This is a genomic window from Imbroritus primus (assembly GCF_964332355.1).
In the GTDB taxonomy this organism is placed as follows: Bacteria; Pseudomonadota; Gammaproteobacteria; order Burkholderiales; family Burkholderiaceae; genus Imbroritus; species Imbroritus primus.
Genome location: NZ_OZ201293.1, coordinates 2,625,225 through 2,642,865, shown reverse-complemented (window position 1 = coordinate 2,642,865; position 17,641 = coordinate 2,625,225). Strand labels below are relative to the sequence as shown.

The window sequence follows — 17,641 nt, the reverse complement described above, 5'->3', positions numbered from 1 at the left end:
CGCCCGGTTTTCCGCCTGTTCCCATGACCCGGCGTCCGCCTGCCAGCGACGCTCCGTACCGTATTTCCCGTACGACAGCCGGTTGATGTCCGGTCCGCAGGCGCCTCAGCAAAAGTGATCCCATGCAGTTGTTGTTTGAAGAAGGCGGAGAGATCCGGGCCGCGACGGTCCTTGGCCAGCAGGGCGAAACCTGGCAGGCCGAAATGCCTGGCGGCAAGCGCACCAAGATCAAGGCGCGCGATGTGCTGCTGCAGTTCGAGCAGCCTGGCGCCGCACAACTGTTGAATGACGCGACCGGCCTGGCTGCCGAGGTCGACCTCGACTTTCTCTGGGAGTGCGCGCCGGAGGAGGAGTTCGGCTTTGCCGAGCTGGCCAGCGAATACTTTGGCGCCGGTGCCGGCGTCGTCCAGCAGGCGGCACTCATGATCGCACTACAGGGCGCACCGGTGTACTTTCGCCGCAAGGGGCGCGGCCGCTTTACGCGTGCGCCGGAAGAGCAGATGCGCGCCGGCCTTGCGGCCATCGAGCGCAAGAAGCAGCAGGCCATGGTGCAGGCTGGCTACGAAGAATCCCTCAAGGCCATGCAGCTGCCGGAGGCGTTCCGCGGCAAGGAGCTGCAGTTGCTGTTCCGCCCCGACAAGAACAGCCTCGAATACAAGGCGCTGGATGCCGCATGTACGGCGCTGGCGATGTCGCCCACGCGGCTGATGGTCGCGGTTGGCGGTATTGCCAATGCACGTGCCTTGCATGAAGCACGCTTCCTCTCCGAATGTTTTCCTCGCGGCACCGGTTTTCCCGATCTGGCCGTGCCTGCGCCCCCAGCCGGACTGCCGGTCGCCGACACGCCGGCATTCTCCATCGACGATGTCACCACTACCGAGATCGACGATGCCTTCTCCGTGCAGCCGCTGGCTGACGGCACGGTCCGCATCGGCATTCACATCGCTGCGCCTGGCCTGGCGATCACACGCGGCGATGCCCTCGATGCGGTAGCGCGCCAGCGGCTCTCTACCGTGTACTTCCCCGGTGACAAGATCACCATGCTGCCCGATGCCGTGGTGGACCGCTACACGCTGCAGGAAGGTCGTCTGTGCCCGGCGCTATCGCTGTATGTGGTGATCGACCGCGCCACGCAACAAGTGCTGTCAGCCGAAACCCGTGCCGAGCAGGTGCAGATGGCTGCCAACCTGCGCCACAACCTGCTTGACGATGATGTCACCGAGGCCGCACTCGCGGCGGGCACCGGTACGTTCCCGTTCCGCGACGAACTGGCGATTCTCTGGCCTTTCGCCTGCGCACTCTACGATGGCCGCCAGCAGGCACGCATCGCCAGCGGACTCAAGCCGGAAACACAGAGCCGCGCAGACTACAGTTTCTATCTCGATACCCAGGAAGACGGCACGCAACGCGTGCGCATCGAACAGCGCAAGCGCGGTTCCCCGCTCGACAAGATCGTCGCCGAGCTGATGATCCTGGCCAACAGCACGTGGGGCCGCATGCTCGCCGATGCCGGCGTGCCCGGCATCTATCGCGCGCAGAAGGCATGGGGCATCAACCGCACGCGCATGCAGACCTATCCTGCGCCGCATGAGGGATTGGGCGTGGCGCAATACGCCTGGAGCACCTCCCCGCTGCGCCGCTATGTCGACCTGGTCAACCAGTGGCAGATCCTTGCCGTGGCCGAACACGGCATCACCGCCAAGCTGGTCGCGCCGTTCAAGCCCAAGGATGCCGACCTCCTGGCCGCCGTTGCCGACTTCGAAGGGACGTACGCCGCCTATGCAGAACACCAGTCCACCATGGAGAAGTACTGGTGCCTGCGCTGGATCCAGCAGGAAAACCGCACGCGCATGAGTGCGACAGTGCTCAAGGAAGGCATGGTGCGCTTCGACGAGATCCCACTGCTCACGCGCGTGCCGGAGCTGGCGCAGGCCGGGCGCGGCACGCAGGTCATGCTGGAGATCATGGGCAGCGACGAGATCGGCCTGGACCTGAGTGTGCGCGTGCTGGAAGTGTGTGCCGGCGGGGATGCCGCGGCGCTCGACAATGCGGCGCTCGACGAGCTCGAGCAGGAAATGGCTGAAGGCGATCCGCTCGCGGCGGAGGACATCGAGACACCGGCAGAGACCCCCGAATCCCGTTCCGGCACGGCCGATGTGGCGACGGACGCCTTCCCGGAAGATGTGCCGGAAGCTGCATCGAAAGCCGCGCCCACGGCATCCGGTGGCGCAGACGACACCGCGCCGCCTGCGGCGTAGAGGTTGCCCATGCCTGCCGTACAATCGATCTCTCCCGTTTCTCGCCCTTCTCCGTGAACGCTCGCCTGTGAACGCCGCTGCCTCCTCGTCCGCTCTGCCTTTGCGCCGCTGGTGGTCAACCCGCAGCACGCTGGCCAAGGCGCTGACGCTGTCGCTGGCCGTACATGTCGCCCTGCTGGCCGTGCGCTTTGCCGCGCCCGAGGCATTTGACATCCGGCGTGCGGACCAGGCGCTTGAAGTGGTGCTGGTGAATGCCCGGTCGGTCATGGCCCCCCGCAAGCCGACCGCGCTCGCGCAGGCCAACCTGAACGGCGGCGGCGACTTCGATACGCAGCGTGCCACCACGCCACTGCCGGCAATGGCGCAGGACCAGGCCGGCGATACTGTCCGCCAGGTACAGCGGCAGATCGAACAGCTCGAGCAGGAGCAGCAACGCCTGCTGACGCAGCGCATGCCGACTGCCGCAACAGTTTATGCAGAACGCCCCCAGCCGCAGCCACGGCCATCCGACATCCCGGAGCGTGGCAGCGACGAGCGCACCACGCTTGATGAGATCGCCCGCCTCGAAGCCGAGATCGCCCGCAGCCTCGAGCACTACGGCAAGCGGCCGAAGCGCCATCAGTTGACGGCAGCCAGCACGCAGGAAGTTGTCTATGCCCAGTATTACGATGCGCTGCGCCGCAAGGTCGAGGTGCGCGGTACGCAGCAGTTTCCGCAGCGCGATGGCCATCCGCTGTACGGTGAGTTGATCGTCGTCATCAACGTCAACAGTGCCGGACAACTGGGCTATCGCCGCGATGGCTATCTCGCGGAAGGCATCGAAGTCGTCAAGAGCTCCGGCGATGCGGCGCTTGACCGCCAGGCCGTTGCCATCGTGCGCGCCGCCGCACCATTCGGCCGGTTCACCAGCGAGATGGCGGCACGCTACGATATCCTCGAGATCGTCTCGACCTTTCGCTTCTCCCGCAGCGGTCTCGAAACCCGTCTGCAACCCAGGTAGACCGAGGTCCCTATGTCACAGCCCGTTCCTGATCGCTACGCCGTCGTTGGTAATCCGATTGCCCACAGCAAATCGCCCCTGATCCATGCCGCATTTGCTGCGCAGACCGGGCAAGCCTTGCGGTACGACCGGCTGCTCGCGCCGCTCGACGGCTTCGTCGCGACCGTGACAGCATTTTTCGAGCATGGCGGCAAAGGCATCAACGTGACCGTCCCCTTCAAGCTCGAAGCCCATGCGCTGGCGGACGTGCTGACACCGCGCGCCCGGCTGGCCGGCGCTGTCAACACCATGTGGCGCGACGCCGCGGGTTGGCATGGGGACAATACCGACGGTATCGGTCTGGTGCGCGACATCGAACATAACCTGGGCGTGCCGCTCAAGGACCGCCGCATTCTCCTGCTCGGCGCCGGCGGTGCGGCGCGCGGTGCCTTGCTACCGCTGATCGAAGCGCAACCCGCTGCGCTCGGCATTGTGAATCGCACCGGCTCCAAGGCAGAAGCCCTGGCGCAGGGGTACCGCGACATGGCCGGCACACCGGCGTGCGCGGTCTGGGGCGGCGGCTACGACGAGCTGGCGGCCGAGGGGGCGCCGTTCGATGCGCCCTTTGATGTCATCGTCAACGCCACGGCCGGCAGTCTCCAGTCCGAAGTGCCGCCGCTGGCGTCGGACTGCATCGCCCCTGGCGCGCTGGCCTACGACATGATGTACGATGCCGAGCCCACCGTCTTCATGCGCTTCGCGGCCACACATGGCGCGCGCACGGCGGATGGCCTGGGCATGCTGGTCGAACAGGCTGCCGAAGCGTTTGCCATCTGGCGGGGCGTGCGGCCAGATACCGCGCCAGTGCTGGCCGACCTGCGACGTGGCCTGCAATAAGCAGACGTGCCGGGCATCATTGATGTGCCCGGCAGCGTGATACGCTCTCGCCATCCATCGACTACCGCATCCGTCTTCCGCCACGCATGAAAAAGAACGCCCGCAGCGGCGGGCCGGGCCGCTGGCTCACCTACCTGCTGACCTGCCTGTTCGCCGGAGTGGTGGCGACGCAGGTGTTTTACTTCGTGCAGATCGCCACGTGGCAATGGATCAATCCGGGCAGCACCGCCTTCATGCGCGCCGAACGCGACCGCCTGTGCGGCCTCAACTTCTGGAGTTGCGGCGTTGATCGCCGCTGGGTGCCGTACAACGCGATTTCCCGCAATCTCAAGCGCGCCATCATCGCTAGCGAGGATGCCGGCTTCGTCAACCATCCTGGTTTTGAGCTGGATGCCATGCTTGATGCCCTGGAGAAGAACCGCCAGCGCGGGCGCATCGTCTCCGGAGGCTCCACCATCACGCAGCAACTCGCCAAGAACCTGTTCCTCTCAAGCGAAAAAAATTACCTGCGCAAGGGACAGGAATTGCTGATCACCTGGATGCTCGAGTTCTGGCTCGACAAGCAGCGCATCTTCGAGATCTACCTGAATTCCGTCGAATGGGGCGAGGGCATTTTCGGTGCCGAAGCCGCAGCCCGACACTACTTCAAGGTCCCCGCCAGCAAGCTGGGCGTCGGCCAGGCCGCCCGACTCGCTGCGGCATTGCCCGCCCCCAAGTGTTTCGACCAGAAGCGTTACTGTGCCAATGTACGCATCAACTTCCGCTGGAAGGCAGGGGTGATCGCGCGGCGGATGGGGGCGGCGGCGTTGCCGGATGAATAGGCTTGTAGCGTACTCGAAGCCACATTTCGCGCGGATGTGTCAGCTCAGCGGTTGATGTCCGCCTGGATTCCTGAGCGATAGTCAAGGCATTTTGCGCGCGCTGGACATCATCTCTTGCAGCTCTGTCCATACTTGCCTGCAGTCTTCCATTCGAAGTTTTCTCCAGCGTTGGCTGATCGCCTGCACCACCTCCTGGGGTCTTGAGTTCTTGTAGTGCTCCCTGTTGGCATCAAACTCGCGCACCATATGGACAGTGAGCAAACAGCTGTTGCTGATGGATACTGGATTTGGTGAGGGAGCCTCTGTCTCGCCACTCGTGTGAATAGTAATCGGGCTCTCGCCTTGCGGTAGCGCACCTTCATCCACACTAGGCGTCGATGGCTGGGCATGCAGGTTGAGTTCGGCATCAGGCATGCTCGAGATGCGTTGAGCAGGAATATCCAGAGGAGCAGGGTAGATCTCGACGCGATCGATAGGAATCTGAAACGTCGTGCTCAACGCGATGTGCAGTTTGATGTCATGCACGTCAGCCACATTTGTCTTTCCAAAGAGATAAAACGCGAATGACCTTGTGTCGGTGGGTGTCGCTGGTTCCGGAGATTGTCTTCTGACGAGGTTTGTCAAAAGGCGTGTCCACCGCGGAGCGCGCGGAGGGTCTCTCTGGACGACGATGCCGGCATACCATTCCTTGCCGTGTGCGGTGAACAGGGTGAAAGTGAGAGCTTGCCCGGAGTGTGGGCCAGCGCTCCTTAACTGTCTTTGGATGGCGGCTCGTTCTTCATCTGATATATCAAGTGCGTAGGATTGTGCCCCTGGGGTGTTAAGCAGGTGCAACGGCATTTGAATATGCTTGTCCGAAAAATCGCGGAAGACCTTTTTCATGTCGTCGAGTTCGGCTGTGTCCCACTCGGCAAGGGGATCCAGTAGATGAGTCAAGATTGGGGGCGCAGCAGGCGGATCAATCACTGCAGCCAGAACTTTCGTTTCGGGCTTGAACAATGGCGCGGAATCGACTTCGAAACGGCGTGGCAGCGGTTCGTTGTTATCTTGCACGGGGGTGGGCTCAGGCAGAAGCCTCGCAACGTTGTTACCTGCTCCTCCATCTAGAGACGGAGGTGTCGTCGAGGCCACGGTCTCGGCTGAACCGCCCGGAAGTGAAATCGACGGGCGATCGGAACCGCCGGATATGTCCGATGGCGATGCCGCATGCCGATCCACCTCGTCGTCCCGAGTGGGCTTTTGCGTGACCGAGGGAGGCGAAGCATCCGCAAGGGTTTGCCGGCCTGATGCGCCGGCCTGGGTGGGCGCATCGGTAGCGATGTGGTGCGGAACTGTCAGTACGGGGCCTAGTACCGTAGCACCACCGCTGGATGGGGGCGTTGCGCCCTCGACGGTGCGCGGGGGTGTGGGGCCAGTTGCGGGTTCGGCTGCAGGCGTCTTCCCCATGTTGGCCGTCGATCGTGTGCGCCGTGTTGGTTGTGTCGGCGGTTTGACTGCGGGTACCGCCGCACAATCAATACCAAGCTGCTGCAGCCGTACGCGCAGTTCTGGTTGGGCATGGAGGTACTGGGCCAGCGAATCATATGTCCGTTCCCGCCCGCGATCGTCGCAACAGGCATACCGCGTAAAGGCCCAGTCTCCAGGGTTGCTTGTGAAGCGTTGCACATCCTTCGCAGTAGCGCTCAGGAGAAACCTGTTCAGCGTATCTGCATTCTTCCAGGGCAGCGCACGCACGGGGGAAGGCAATGGCATGGCGCGTTTGCATGAGTGAGTGGCCTGGCTCGAGGGTATGGTGCTAGGGGAGGCTGTACATGTCCTCCTGTTCCGTACAGGCCGTGCCGGTAGAGCCTGGTAGCTGAGGCCGAGCTGCTCCATGCGCGCTTTGAGCGCCGGTTTGCCATCCAGATACTCGCGTAGCGACAGGGCGAGACGATAACGCCCGTGTTGATCCAGATAGCCATACTTGGCGTTGGCCCACTCGGCTGTGTTGGCAAGGAAATGCGCAATTCGCTTGGGCCCGGCCTCGAGCAGGAGCAGATTGATTTCGCGGGCGTTGTGCTCCGGGAGTGCCTCGGGAGAGTACTCTGGTATGTCAAGGCGCACCCGGGCCTTTACTGGCGTGCTGCCGCTTTGTGTCCTGCCGAGTGGCTCCGCCATGCCTCGCCTCCATATCGTTAGGGGCGAGGCAGGTCCTGCACTGCTCAGGCCGACTCGCCTGGAATGACCTTACACGGTAAGGCGAGTCGTATCTTCAAGAAATTTCTGAAATATGGCGTCGAAAACGCAAAAAAGTGTCACTCCAAGGCGAGTGAGGCATCAGCGCAGCCAACCCTTCTTGCGGAAATACGCTAGCGGCAGCAGTGCGGACACGACCATCAGGCCAATCGCCCAAGGATATCCTGCGGCCCAGTCGAACTCTGGCATGTACTTGAAGTTCATGCCGTAGATGCTGGCGATCAGTGTCGGCGGCATCAGGCCGACCGACACGACCGAGAACAGCTTGATGATCTTGTTCTGGTTAATGTTGATGAAGCCGACGGTGGCGTCCATCAGGAAGTTGATCTTGTCGAAGAGGAAGGCCGTGTGGTTTTCCAGCGAGTCGATGTCGCGCATGATCTGGCGGGCTTCGTCCTGCTGTTCGGCGGTCAGCATCTGGCTGCGCATCAGGAAGGAAATGGCGCGGCGTGTGTCCATGACGTTGCGGCGGATGCGGCCGTTCAAGTCTTCCTCGCGGGCGATGGTTTCCAGCACGTCGGCGGCAGCTTCGTCGGTGACGTTCTCCGCGAGCACGCGCTTGCTGGCTTCTTCGAGCCGTTCGTAGATTTCCTCGATGGAGTCGGCCGAGTATTCCGCGTCGGTGGCGTACAGGTCCATCAACACGTCCTTGGCGTTGCGCACCGAACCGGCGCGCATGCGGGCGCGCAGCCGCACGAGGCGGAACACCGGCAGGTCTTCGTCGTGGATGGAGAACAGCACGTCCTTGGCGAGCACGAAGGCGACGCGCACGTTGCGCGAGGCATCGTCCTCGGCCAGCAGGAAGTCGGTGCGGATATGGATGTTCTCGTCCTCGCCCTCGAAGTAACGGGCGGACGCTTCGAGATCGCCAAGGTCTTCGAGTTCCGGCAGGGCGACGCCGTAGGCTTCCTTGATCCAGGCAAGTTCTTCGTCGTCCGGGTCGACCACGTCGATCCAGATGGGCTTGTGCAGCAACAGCTCGTTGCGATCGTCGACCTGCTCTTGGGCGAGCCGGCCTTTTTGCAAGACGAACAGGTTGATCATCCCTGGCTCCTTTCGATGTCGCGAGGGAGAGACGCTGGCGGGGTCGTTCGTCGATGGCGCGCGCGAACGCGCATCAGCAAGCGTGATCGTTCTGGCATCGCGGGTTGGGCGCGAGGGTCAGATACGATGACGTTTGCCGTGATCGATTGGCAACCAGGGAAGGAACGAAAGACGAACCTTGCCCGCAGTATGGTCTGCGGGCAAGGCGGCACATTGCCGCTACGCAGCCCGCAGTGACATGGAATTCATGGCGCGTCGCCCCGCAGGGCGCGAACTGCCTGAATCCCCGATGCTACTGCCCACGTAGTTTCTCCGAAGATTGAGATGGCCGCGAGTGTAGCCCAAACGGCCAGGGTTGTTAAGTGAAACTTGGGTGACGCCAGGCCCTCAGCGGGCGAGCCGTGGCGCAAACAAGACGCTGGCCAGAGCGAGCAGAATCAGGACCACGGCGGCGTAGTCCTGCCAGTGTGGCGCCTCACCCAGCAGCACCATGCCAGAGAACACGCCGACCACCGGGATCATCATGATCGACAGGCTCGACATCACGGGCGGGAGGGTGCGCGCGAGCCGGAACCAGATGATGTGGCAGAAGGCAAACACGATCACCGCGTTGTAGGCGATGGCGGCCCAGTCGCCAGCGTTGGGCCAGTGCCAAGCGGCCGTAAATGGTGTGGCAAGCAGGATGAAGCCCAGCGTGACGAGCAGCATCCAGAAGGTCAGCACGGTCAGCGGCATGTCGAAATGGGCGCGCTTCATCATCTGCGTGCCGAGCCCCCACGCGGCGGCGGAGATCAACATCAGCACCAGGCCGAGCGGTTTGCCGGTTAGGGCGCCGAGTTCGCCGGAGAGCAGCAGGAGCGTGCCGGCCAGCGCGCAGGCGATGCCGGCCCACAGGCCTGGACCCAGGCGCTCGCGAAAGAGCAGCAGGCCCCATAGGGCGGCCCAGATCGGCATCGTGTAGGCCAGAATGGCAGAGCGTCCGGAGGACAGCATGGCGATGGCGAAGATGGACAGCAAGTGCCACACCACCATATTGCTCAGGGCCAGCTTGACGATGACCGGCCACTGCTCGCGCGTCACCCGCAGCGATTCGCCGCGCAGCCGCAGCACGACTAGCATGGTGAGAATGCCGCCGGCTACGCTGAGCCCCCGAAATTCGAGCGGGGGCAGGCTGCGCACGCCGTATTTCATGATGGGCCAGTTGATGCCCCAGCACAGCGTCAGCAGAACGAGCAGGATGAGGTCACGGCGTGAGAGGTGGGGCATTGGCTGGAGCGGGAGCGGAAATAGTGGGCGAGGAGTGGGCAGGGGATGGGGGAATGCAACAAACAGGGTGAAAGATATCACGGGGCAGGTAAAATCGAAGCGTGTGCCGCAAGCATGGTGCGCTCCGCCGGAGCCCGTCTTGTGGACCTTTCCGGGTTTCTGCATATGACCTTCATCGCTCAATTGTCTGCCGCGTGGCAGCGTAACCAGTCCCTGCTGTGCGTCGGGCTCGACCCCGACCCGACCAAACTGCCGGTTTCGCTGACCGGTACAGGCGGTGCGATCTTCTCGTTCTGCCGTGAAATCGTCGACGCGACGGCCGATCTCGTCTGTGCCTTCAAGCCGCAGATCGCCTATTTCGCCGCGCAGCGGGCGGAGGACCAGCTGGAGCAGCTGATCCACTATATCCACGATGCCCATCCGGGCATTCCGGTCATTCTCGACGCCAAGCGCGGCGACATCGGTGCCACCGCGGAACAGTATGCGCGCGAGGCCTTCGAGCGCTACCAGGCGGATGCTGTTACGGTCAATCCGTACATGGGCTTCGACTCCATCGAACCGTACCTGGCCTACGATACGCGCGGCGTGATTGTGCTGTGCCGCACCTCGAACGCCGGCGGCAGCGACCTGCAGGCGCTGGACGTGCACGGCGCACCGCTGTACCAGACCGTCGCACGGTTGGCGCGCGAGCGCTGGAATACCACGGGTCAACTGGCCCTGGTGGTGGGCGCGACCTTCCCCGAGGAATTGGCCAAGGTACGCGAGATCGTCGGCGACATGCCGCTGCTGGTACCGGGCATCGGTGCGCAGGGCGGCGATATCGCCGCCACCGTACGCGCTGGCCGCACGGCCGACGGCACGGGCATGGCGATCAACTCGTCGCGCGCCATCCTGTATGCCAGCCGCGACAAGGATTTTGCCAAGGCAGCACGGCAGGCGGCTCTCGAGACGCGCGATGCCATCAATCAGTACCGCGCCTGAAATGGAACTGCATCAGCACGACCTGTCCCGATGGCGCCATTCGCACCGCTTTGCCGTGGCCCGGCCGCAGGCCGAGCGGCGTACGCTGTATGCGGTGCTGCTGACGGCGGTGATGATGGTCGTGGAAATCGTCGCGGGCTGGTGGTACGGCTCGATGGCGCTGCTGGCCGATGGCTGGCATATGAGTTCGCATGTGCTGGCGCTCGGCGTCACGCTCGGCGCCTACGTCGTGGCCCGGCGGCTTGGCGACGATCCGCGCTTTGCGCTGGGTACGTGGAAAATCGAGATCCTGTCGACCTTTGCGAGCGCCATGATGCTGGGTGGAGTAGCGCTGATGATGGTGACCGAGTCGGTGGCGCGGCTCTGGAATCCGGTCGTCATCCACTATGACGAGGCGTTGATCGTCACGGTCGTGGGGCTGGCGGTGAACCTGATCTGCGCCTTCTGGCTGATGGGCGCGCATGACCACGACCATGGGCATGGTCACGGGCATGGCGCACATGGCCACAGCCACGATCACGATCACGATCACGATCACGATCACGATCACGATCACGATCACGCGGCCGACGCGCATCGTCCGGCCTTGGCGGCCCAGGCCGGCAAGGCCGCTGCGCATGAACATCATGACCTGAATCTGCGCGCGGCGTACCTGCACGTGCTTGCAGATGCCGCGACGTCCATAGCCGCCATCGTCGCTTTGCTGGCGGGCAAATTCTTTGCGTGGCAGTGGATGGACCCGGTCGTCGGGGTGGTGGGCGCCATCGTCATCACCAAATGGGCGCTCGGATTGCTGCGCGAATCGGGCGTCATCCTGCTCGACCGCAATATGGACCAACCGGTGGTTGCAAGCGTACGTGCGGCACTCGAAGCTGAGCCTGGGGTGCATGTGACCGACCTGCACGCGTGGCGCGTGTCGGGAGACAAGTACGCGTGCGTCGTCAGCCTGGTCGCGCAGGAGCCGCAACCGCCGTCACACTACAAGGTACGCCTCGCCCACCTGAAGCAGGTGGCGCATCTCAATATCGAGGTCAACCATTGCTGTGCGCCGCCCCCCCCTGCCGCGGCGTGACGCGCTTCAACCCTCGCTGCGGACCAGCTCCAGCAATTCCTGCAAGGCGAATTCCGCGGCCTGGGTGCGTACCTGATTCCGGTCGCCCTTGAGCTTTAGCGTGGTAGTGCGTGTTTCGATGCGGTTGGTCCAGCCAAAGCAGACCATGCCCACCGGCTTGTCCGGCGTGCCGCCGCCTGGTCCGGCAACACCCGTGATCGACAGCGCGACATGCGCGCGGCTGTTCAGCAGGGCGCCTTCCGCCATGGCGCGGGCCACTTCCTCGCTGACCGCGCCGTGCTTGCGGATCAGGTTCTCCGGCACGCCCAGCATCTGCGTCTTGGCGTCGTTGGAGTAGGTTACGAAGCCGCGCTCAAACCAGGTCGACGAACCTGAAATATCCGTGAGGGCCGAGGCCACCATGCCGCCGGTACACGACTCCGCGGTGGCCAGCATCAGCGCGCGTTCGCGCAGGACATTGCTGACCAGCACGGAAAGATGCCCCAGCCGTTGGGTTGCTGCCATGGTCAGTCTCTCAGAAGGAACGCCACAGGGCGAACAGCAACAGGGTGTAGAACGCCGCGATGATGTCATCGAGCATCACGCCGAACCCGCCGATCAGGCCGGGTACCTTCATGACGCGATCGTAGTAGCCGATGGGCGCGGGCTTGACGATGTCGAACAGGCGGAACAGCAGGAAGGCGCAGAGCTGCCCCCAGAAGGACGTCGGGGTGACCAGGACCAGGACCAGCCAGAACGCCACGATCTCGTCCCACACCATCGCGCCGTGGTCCGCCACGCCCATGTCGCGCGCCGTCCTGGCGCAGGCCCAGACGCCAATCAGGAAGGCGGTCGGCAGAATGTAGAGCCATGCCACCGGGTCGATCCACAGCGACAGCGCCAGGAAGGACAGCCACGCATAGAGCGTACCGACCGTGCCCGGCATGACGGGCGAAAGTCCTGCGCCGAAGCCGTAGGCAATGATGTGGGCCGGATGGGCCACCATGAAGCGGCCGGTGGGGCGGGTGACCCGGACTGTCTGCCCGGCGTCGAGAACGAATGGTTGGCCGGGGGACTGCGGGGCGTGGGAAGAAGACGTCATGCTTGGCTCGGGGGTCCGGGTGGCTCGAAAGTGCGGCTACGGATTGAGTCGAAAAATCGGGTCGAAATTGGATAGGAAGCGCAGTAAACCGATACGGTATCACCGCTCACTGGCAAAGTGGTCGAAAGCGTGGCCCGTAAAGGCGACGGGGGCGCCTGCATGATCCTGCAGACGGATGCCGGTGCCGCGTTCGAGGTAGCCAATCCGCGTGAGTGGTAGCCCGAGCGGACCGGACAGCGCGGCGATCGCCGCCCGGGCGGTGCGGGGGGCGGTAAAGCACAGCTCGTAGTCATCGCCGCCAGTCAGCAGGCATTGCAGCTGGCGCTCGGGAGGCTGTTCTGCCATGACCGTTGAGCGTGGCAGGGCATCCACATCGAGGGTGGCGCCCAATCCGGAGGCGGCAAGGATATGGCCGAGATCGCCAAGCAGGCCATCCGAGACGTCGAGTGCGGCGTGGGCGAGGCCGCGCAAGGCCATGCCAAGGGCCACGCGCGGCGTGGGCGTTTCCATGCGGGCGCGCATGGCGGCAAAGGCCTCGGGCGCGAGCGACCATTCCTTCCAGAACACGCCCAGCGCCAGCCGGGCGTCACCGAGCGTGCCGGAGACCCACAGATCGTCACCGGCTTGTGCGGCATCGCGACGCAGTGCCTGGGCTGCCGGGACATCGCCCATGACCGTGATGCTCAGCGTCAACGGCCCCTTGGTGGTATCTCCGCCGATCAGTTCGCAGCCATGTGCGTCGGCCAGCGCCAGCATGCCCTGGGCGAGCGGCGCGAGCCATTCCGCACGGGCTTCCGGCAGGGCCAGCGCCAGTGTGAAGGCACGCGGTTCAGCGCCCATGGCGGCGAGGTCCGACAGGTTGACCGCCAGCGCCTTGTGGCCAAGATGCGCCGGGGCCACATCCGCAAAGAAATGCCGGCCCGACACCAGCATGTCGGTGGAAATCGCCAGCACCTGCCCCACGCGCGGTGACAGCAGCGCGCAATCGTCACCGACGCCGAGCACCGCATCGCGGGCCGGCCGGGTGAAGTAGCGGCGGATCAGCCCAAACTCGGAAAGCGGGGCATCGGTCTGGGCGGCGTGATGGAACTCGGTCATGTGTGAGGGCTGGATGTGCAGGCGCCTGTGTGGGGCATCATCAACGGACATGCATGGCTGGCAGGGGGCGAAGCCTGCAACGATTGTACCGAAGCCATGTGCGCTTGCACCATCGAACATGATTGTGAAGTTGTGTTTCGCCACATACAATGTCCGGTTCTATTCGCGGCAGCTGGGCGCGTGGACGCGTGCACGGCTACAATCGTGGATCCACTGATCGAGAAACTGTACCAATGACATCTCCGGATACCAGCGAGCAAGCTCGCCAGCAGGAAGAGCTTAAACAGCAACAGCGCGCCGCGCTGCGCAAAGCGGCCCTCGAATATCACGAGTTTCCGGTACCCGGCAAGATTGCCGTGATGCCGACCAAGCAAATGACCAACCAGCGCGACCTGGCGCTGGCGTATTCCCCCGGTGTGGCAGCGGCATGTGAAGAGATCGTTGCCGATCCGGCCAATGCCTTCCGCTATACCGCGCGCGGCAACCTCGTCGGCGTGGTGACCAACGGCACCGCGGTGCTTGGCCTGGGCGACATCGGCGCGGCTGCGTCGAAGCCGGTGATGGAAGGCAAGGGTGTGCTGTTCAAGAAATTCGCCGGCATTGATGTATTCGATATCGAGCTGAACGAACGCGATCCGGACAAGCTGGTCGAGATCATCGCCGCGCTCGAGCCAACCTTTGGCGGCATCAACCTCGAAGATATCAAGGCGCCGGACTGCTTCATCGTCGAGCGCAAGCTGCGCGAGCGCATGAAGATCCCCGTCTTCCACGATGACCAGCACGGTACTGCCATCGTCGTGGCCGCCGCTGTGACCAACGGCCTCAAGGTGGTTGGCAAGGACATCAAGAAGGTCAAGCTGGTGGCGTCGGGCGCGGGCGCCGCGGCGCTGGCCTGCCTCGACCTGCTCGTCGACCTCGGTCTGCCGCGCGAAAATATCTGGGTGACCGACCTCGCCGGCGTCGTGTACGAAGGCCGCGTTGAACTGATGGATCCGGACAAGGCGCACTTCGCGCAGAAGACCGAACTGCGTACGCTGGGCGAAGTGATCGACGGCGCGGACATTTTCCTGGGCCTGTCGGCCGGCGGGGTGCTCAAGCAGGACATGGTCAAGCGCATGGCCGACAAGCCGATGGTGCTGGCGCTCGCCAACCCCACCCCGGAAATCCTGCCGGAGCTGGTGAAGGAAGTGCGCCCGGACGCGATCATCGCCACCGGCCGGACCGACTATCCGAACCAGGTCAACAACGTCCTGTGCTTCCCCTTCATTTTCCGCGGTGCACTCGACGTCGGCGCGACCACGATCACGCGCCAGATGGAAATCGCCGCGGTGCATGCCGTGGCCGAACTGGCGCGGCAGGAGCAGAGCGATATCGTTGCCACGGCCTACGGTATCCAGGATGTGTCGTTCGGTCCCGAGTACCTGATTCCCAAGCCCTTCGATCCGCGCCTGATCGTCAAGATCGCGCCGGCGGTGGCGCAGGCTGCCATGGATTCGGGCGTTGCCGCCCGGCCGATCGCCGACATGGAGGCGTACACGCTGCAGCTGCAGCAGTTCGTCTACCACTCGGGCACGATGATGAAGCCGATCTTCGCGGCTGCCCGCAAGGTGCCGATGGAGACCAAGCGCATCGTCTTCGCCGAAGGTGAAGAGGAGCGTGTGCTGCGTGCGGTGCAGGTGGTCGTCGACGAACGCCTGGCCAATCCGATTCTGATCGGCCGTCCGGCGGTCGTGGCCAAGCGCATCGAGCGCTACGGGCTGCGCCTGCGCATGGGCGTCGACTTTCAGCTGGTCAACCCGGAAAATGATCCGCGTTTCCGTGACTATTCCGACACCTATCACCAGATGATGGCCCGCAAGGGTGTTACGCCGCACTATGCGCGCGTCGAAATGCGCCGCCGCACCACGCTGATCGGGGCTATGCTGATGCACAAGGGCGAGGCCGACGGCATGATCTGCGGTACGGTCAGCACCACGGCAGCCCACCTGCGCTACATCGACCAGGTGATCGGCCGCGCCGAGGGCGCCAAGGTCTATGCCGCGATGAACGGCCTGGTCCTGCCGGGCCGGCAGCTGTTCCTCGTGGATACGCACGTCAACGTCGATCCGACCGCCGAGGAACTCGCCGAGATCACTATCATGGCCGCAGCGGAAATGCAGCGCCTGGGCATCGAACCGAAGGCGGCACTGATCTCGCACTCGAACTTCGGGACTTCGGAAGCGCCGTCCGCGATCAAACTGCGCGAAACGCTGGCGATCCTGCGCGAGCGCGCGCCTGACCTGGAGGTGGACGGCGAAATGCACGGCGACTGCGCACTCGATGAAAAGCTGCGCAATTCCATCGTGCCGGATTCCACCCTGAAGGGGGAGGCCAACCTGATGGTGCTGCCGAATATCGATGCTGCCAACGCCTCCTACAACCTGCTCAAGACCGCCGCTGGCAACAATGTGGCGATCGGTCCGATTCTGCTTGGGGTGCGACGCCCCGTCCACATCCTGACACCGTCGGCCACGGTGCGACGGATCGTCAACATGACGGCGCTGGTCGTGGTGGATGCTGCAGCGCAGCGTTAAATTCCCGCCAGTGATGCAAAAAAACCGGGCCAGTCCCGGTTTTTTTGTGAATGCACACCATAGTTTGTGTGTGCTTACATTTTGAAATAATTATATTTTTCAGTGAGTTATAGTGCTGGTTGCAACGCCGGTTGATTCTTCCCCCGGTTCAGCGTAGGCTTACGCCTTTGTTGAATGCTGCGCCTGCGCAGCACAGCGCGCATCGAGGACGCTTCCGGACCAGCCGGCAGACCCGTCCCTGGGATGCGCACGGAGTCCCGGACGGGCTTCGGGACCGCGTCATTCCAGAGATCATCGTGAATTCCCTCCCTTCTCCCGCCATAACCCGACCTGCGGCGCGCAGCGTGCGCGGCATGCTGGCGACAATGGTCTTGACCGCGGCCAGTCTGTGTGGTGTGCTATCGACAGACAGCGCACATGCGCGCGAGGCACCGCTGCAGGGTCGCGAGGGCGTGGGAACCATCCAGGTCCAGCAGTTGCCCAAGGAAGCACAGCGCACGCTGGAGGATGTCAAGGCAGGCGGGCCGTTTGCCTACAGCAAGGACGGCTCACGCTTCGGCAACTATGAACGGCAATTGCCGCGACGTTCGCGCGAATATTATCGCGAGTACACGGTACGGACGCCGGGCGTGCGCCATCGCGGTGCGCGGCGGATCGTATGCGGAGGCGACCAGCGCGCGGCCAGCGAGTGCTATTACACGGAAGATCACTACAACAGCTTTAAACGGATAACGCAATGATGACCACCATTTTCGGAATGGGCGCTGCCCTCGATGCCCGCGACGAGCGTGCTGCCGGAGATGTCTGGCACAGGGCAGAGAATCTGTACGACCGGGCGCTCGTGGCGCGCCCGCCAGCCATGCGGATCTCTGTGTCGTCGACAGGGCAAGAGGAACCCATGCATTTATTCAAGACCGTTCGGCCCAATATCGTCCAGTCGATCCGCGCGTTCCGCGTGCCGGATCTGGCGCAGGCGGCGGCCGATCTGGGCCAGCACTTCCTGTATGCGAACTGCGCGCATGCGACCACCAAGGGCGAAGTGCTGGAGGCGATCGCCTCGGCATTCCTGTTCCCGAAGCATTTCGGCAAGAACTTCGATGCGCTCAACGATTGCCTGACGGACCTGATCTACAAGGCCGGTCCGCAGCCGGGTTTCGTCATCGTGCTTGAGGGCCTGCCGTGCGCCGCCAAGTTCGACAAGGAAGCCCGCGAGACGCTGCTGGACGTATTCCGCGACGCGGCGGAATTCTGGGGCGAGAAGAAAGTGCAGTTCCGGGTGTTCTACTCGTTCGTCTGACGGGCGGGTGCCGGGCGTCCGGCGCGGGGCCGTGCTGCT

The 17,641-nt window shown here is 63.7% G+C and carries 15 protein-coding genes; 9 read left to right on the top strand and 6 right to left on the bottom strand.

All coding sequences use genetic code 11. The features are described from left to right. Positions 1–122 precede the first annotated feature (122 nt). The 4 genes from ACQ3C8_RS12115 to mtgA all read left to right on the top strand — a co-directional run bounded on the left by ACQ3C8_RS12115 (position 123) and on the right by mtgA (position 4,955). A complete protein-coding gene (locus ACQ3C8_RS12115; protein ID WP_428851709.1) occupies positions 123–2,258 on the top strand; it encodes a ribonuclease catalytic domain-containing protein in 2,136 nt (711 codons plus the stop codon). Between the two features lie 67 nt (positions 2,259–2,325). Further along, complete coding sequence (locus tag ACQ3C8_RS12110; RefSeq protein ID WP_428851708.1) at positions 2,326–3,258, top strand: energy transducer TonB family protein; 933 nt, start codon at positions 2,326–2,328, stop codon at positions 3,256–3,258. Positions 3,259–3,270: 12 nt separating this feature from the next. Continuing rightward, on the top strand, positions 3,271–4,134 hold the full coding sequence (gene aroE / locus ACQ3C8_RS12105; RefSeq protein WP_428851707.1) for a shikimate dehydrogenase: 864 nt from the start codon (positions 3,271–3,273) through the stop codon (positions 4,132–4,134). Positions 4,135–4,220: 86 nt separating this feature from the next. Continuing rightward, complete coding sequence (gene mtgA / locus ACQ3C8_RS12100) at positions 4,221–4,955, top strand: monofunctional biosynthetic peptidoglycan transglycosylase (RefSeq protein ID WP_009523851.1); 735 nt, start codon at positions 4,221–4,223, stop codon at positions 4,953–4,955. A gap of 81 nt (positions 4,956–5,036) precedes the next feature. Here the strand turns inward: mtgA and ACQ3C8_RS12095 are convergent, their stop codons facing one another. The 3 genes from ACQ3C8_RS12095 to ACQ3C8_RS12085 all read right to left on the bottom strand — a co-directional run bounded on the left by ACQ3C8_RS12095 (position 5,037) and on the right by ACQ3C8_RS12085 (position 9,500). Further along, the gene (locus tag ACQ3C8_RS12095) at positions 5,037–7,112 is read right to left on the bottom strand and encodes a hypothetical protein (RefSeq protein WP_428851706.1); all 2,076 of its coding nucleotides are present in this window, start codon (positions 7,110–7,112) and stop codon (positions 5,037–5,039) included. Between the two features lie 159 nt (positions 7,113–7,271). Beyond that, positions 7,272–8,234 carry a magnesium/cobalt transporter CorA gene (corA, locus tag ACQ3C8_RS12090; protein ID WP_009523849.1) on the bottom strand — a complete coding sequence of 321 codons (963 nt, stop codon included), beginning with the start codon at positions 8,232–8,234 and terminating at the stop codon, positions 7,272–7,274. Between the two features lie 387 nt (positions 8,235–8,621). Next, positions 8,622–9,500, bottom strand: a complete 879-nt coding sequence (locus ACQ3C8_RS12085) for a DMT family transporter (protein WP_009523848.1) — start codon at positions 9,498–9,500, stop codon at positions 8,622–8,624. Positions 9,501–9,665: 165 nt separating this feature from the next. Here ACQ3C8_RS12085 and pyrF point away from each other — a divergent pair, with 165 nt between their 5' ends. Further along, positions 9,666–10,481, top strand: coding sequence for an orotidine-5'-phosphate decarboxylase (gene pyrF / locus ACQ3C8_RS12080; protein WP_037030860.1), 816 nt, complete (start codon positions 9,666–9,668; stop codon positions 10,479–10,481). Next, on the top strand, positions 10,456–11,553 hold the full coding sequence (gene dmeF / locus ACQ3C8_RS12075; RefSeq protein ID WP_428851705.1) for a CDF family Co(II)/Ni(II) efflux transporter DmeF: 1,098 nt from the start codon (positions 10,456–10,458) through the stop codon (positions 11,551–11,553). The genes pyrF and dmeF overlap by 26 nt, the downstream gene beginning before the upstream one ends. Before the next feature lie 6 nt (positions 11,554–11,559). On the opposite strand, the gene ACQ3C8_RS12070 is transcribed toward dmeF, so the two are convergent. From ACQ3C8_RS12070 to thiL, 3 genes are all read right to left on the bottom strand, one after another. Further along, entirely contained in the window at positions 11,560–12,057 is a 498-nt protein-coding gene (locus ACQ3C8_RS12070; RefSeq protein ID WP_009523845.1) for a CinA family protein, read from the bottom strand. A 10-nt stretch (positions 12,058–12,067) separates the two neighbouring features. Further along, on the bottom strand, positions 12,068–12,634 hold the full coding sequence (locus ACQ3C8_RS12065; protein ID WP_009523844.1) for a phosphatidylglycerophosphatase A family protein: 567 nt from the start codon (positions 12,632–12,634) through the stop codon (positions 12,068–12,070). A 99-nt stretch (positions 12,635–12,733) separates the two neighbouring features. After that, a complete protein-coding gene (gene thiL, locus ACQ3C8_RS12060) occupies positions 12,734–13,732 on the bottom strand; it encodes a thiamine-phosphate kinase (protein ID WP_428851704.1) in 999 nt (332 codons plus the stop codon). Positions 13,733–13,965: 233 nt separating this feature from the next. Between thiL and ACQ3C8_RS12055 the strand changes: the two genes are divergently transcribed. The 3 genes from ACQ3C8_RS12055 (at position 13,966) to ACQ3C8_RS12045 (ending at position 17,602) form a co-directional block, all read left to right on the top strand. Beyond that, on the top strand, positions 13,966–16,305 hold the full coding sequence (locus ACQ3C8_RS12055) for an NADP-dependent malic enzyme (protein WP_009523842.1): 2,340 nt from the start codon (positions 13,966–13,968) through the stop codon (positions 16,303–16,305). A gap of 365 nt (positions 16,306–16,670) precedes the next feature. Next, positions 16,671–17,045 (top strand): ribonuclease domain-containing protein, encoded by a 375-nt coding sequence (locus tag ACQ3C8_RS12050; protein ID WP_428849610.1) that lies wholly within the window; start codon positions 16,671–16,673, stop codon positions 17,043–17,045. Beyond that, complete coding sequence (locus ACQ3C8_RS12045; protein ID WP_009523840.1) at positions 17,042–17,602, top strand: barstar family protein; 561 nt, start codon at positions 17,042–17,044, stop codon at positions 17,600–17,602. The genes ACQ3C8_RS12050 and ACQ3C8_RS12045 overlap by 4 nt, the downstream gene beginning before the upstream one ends. The last annotated feature ends 39 nt before the right edge of the window (positions 17,603–17,641 follow it).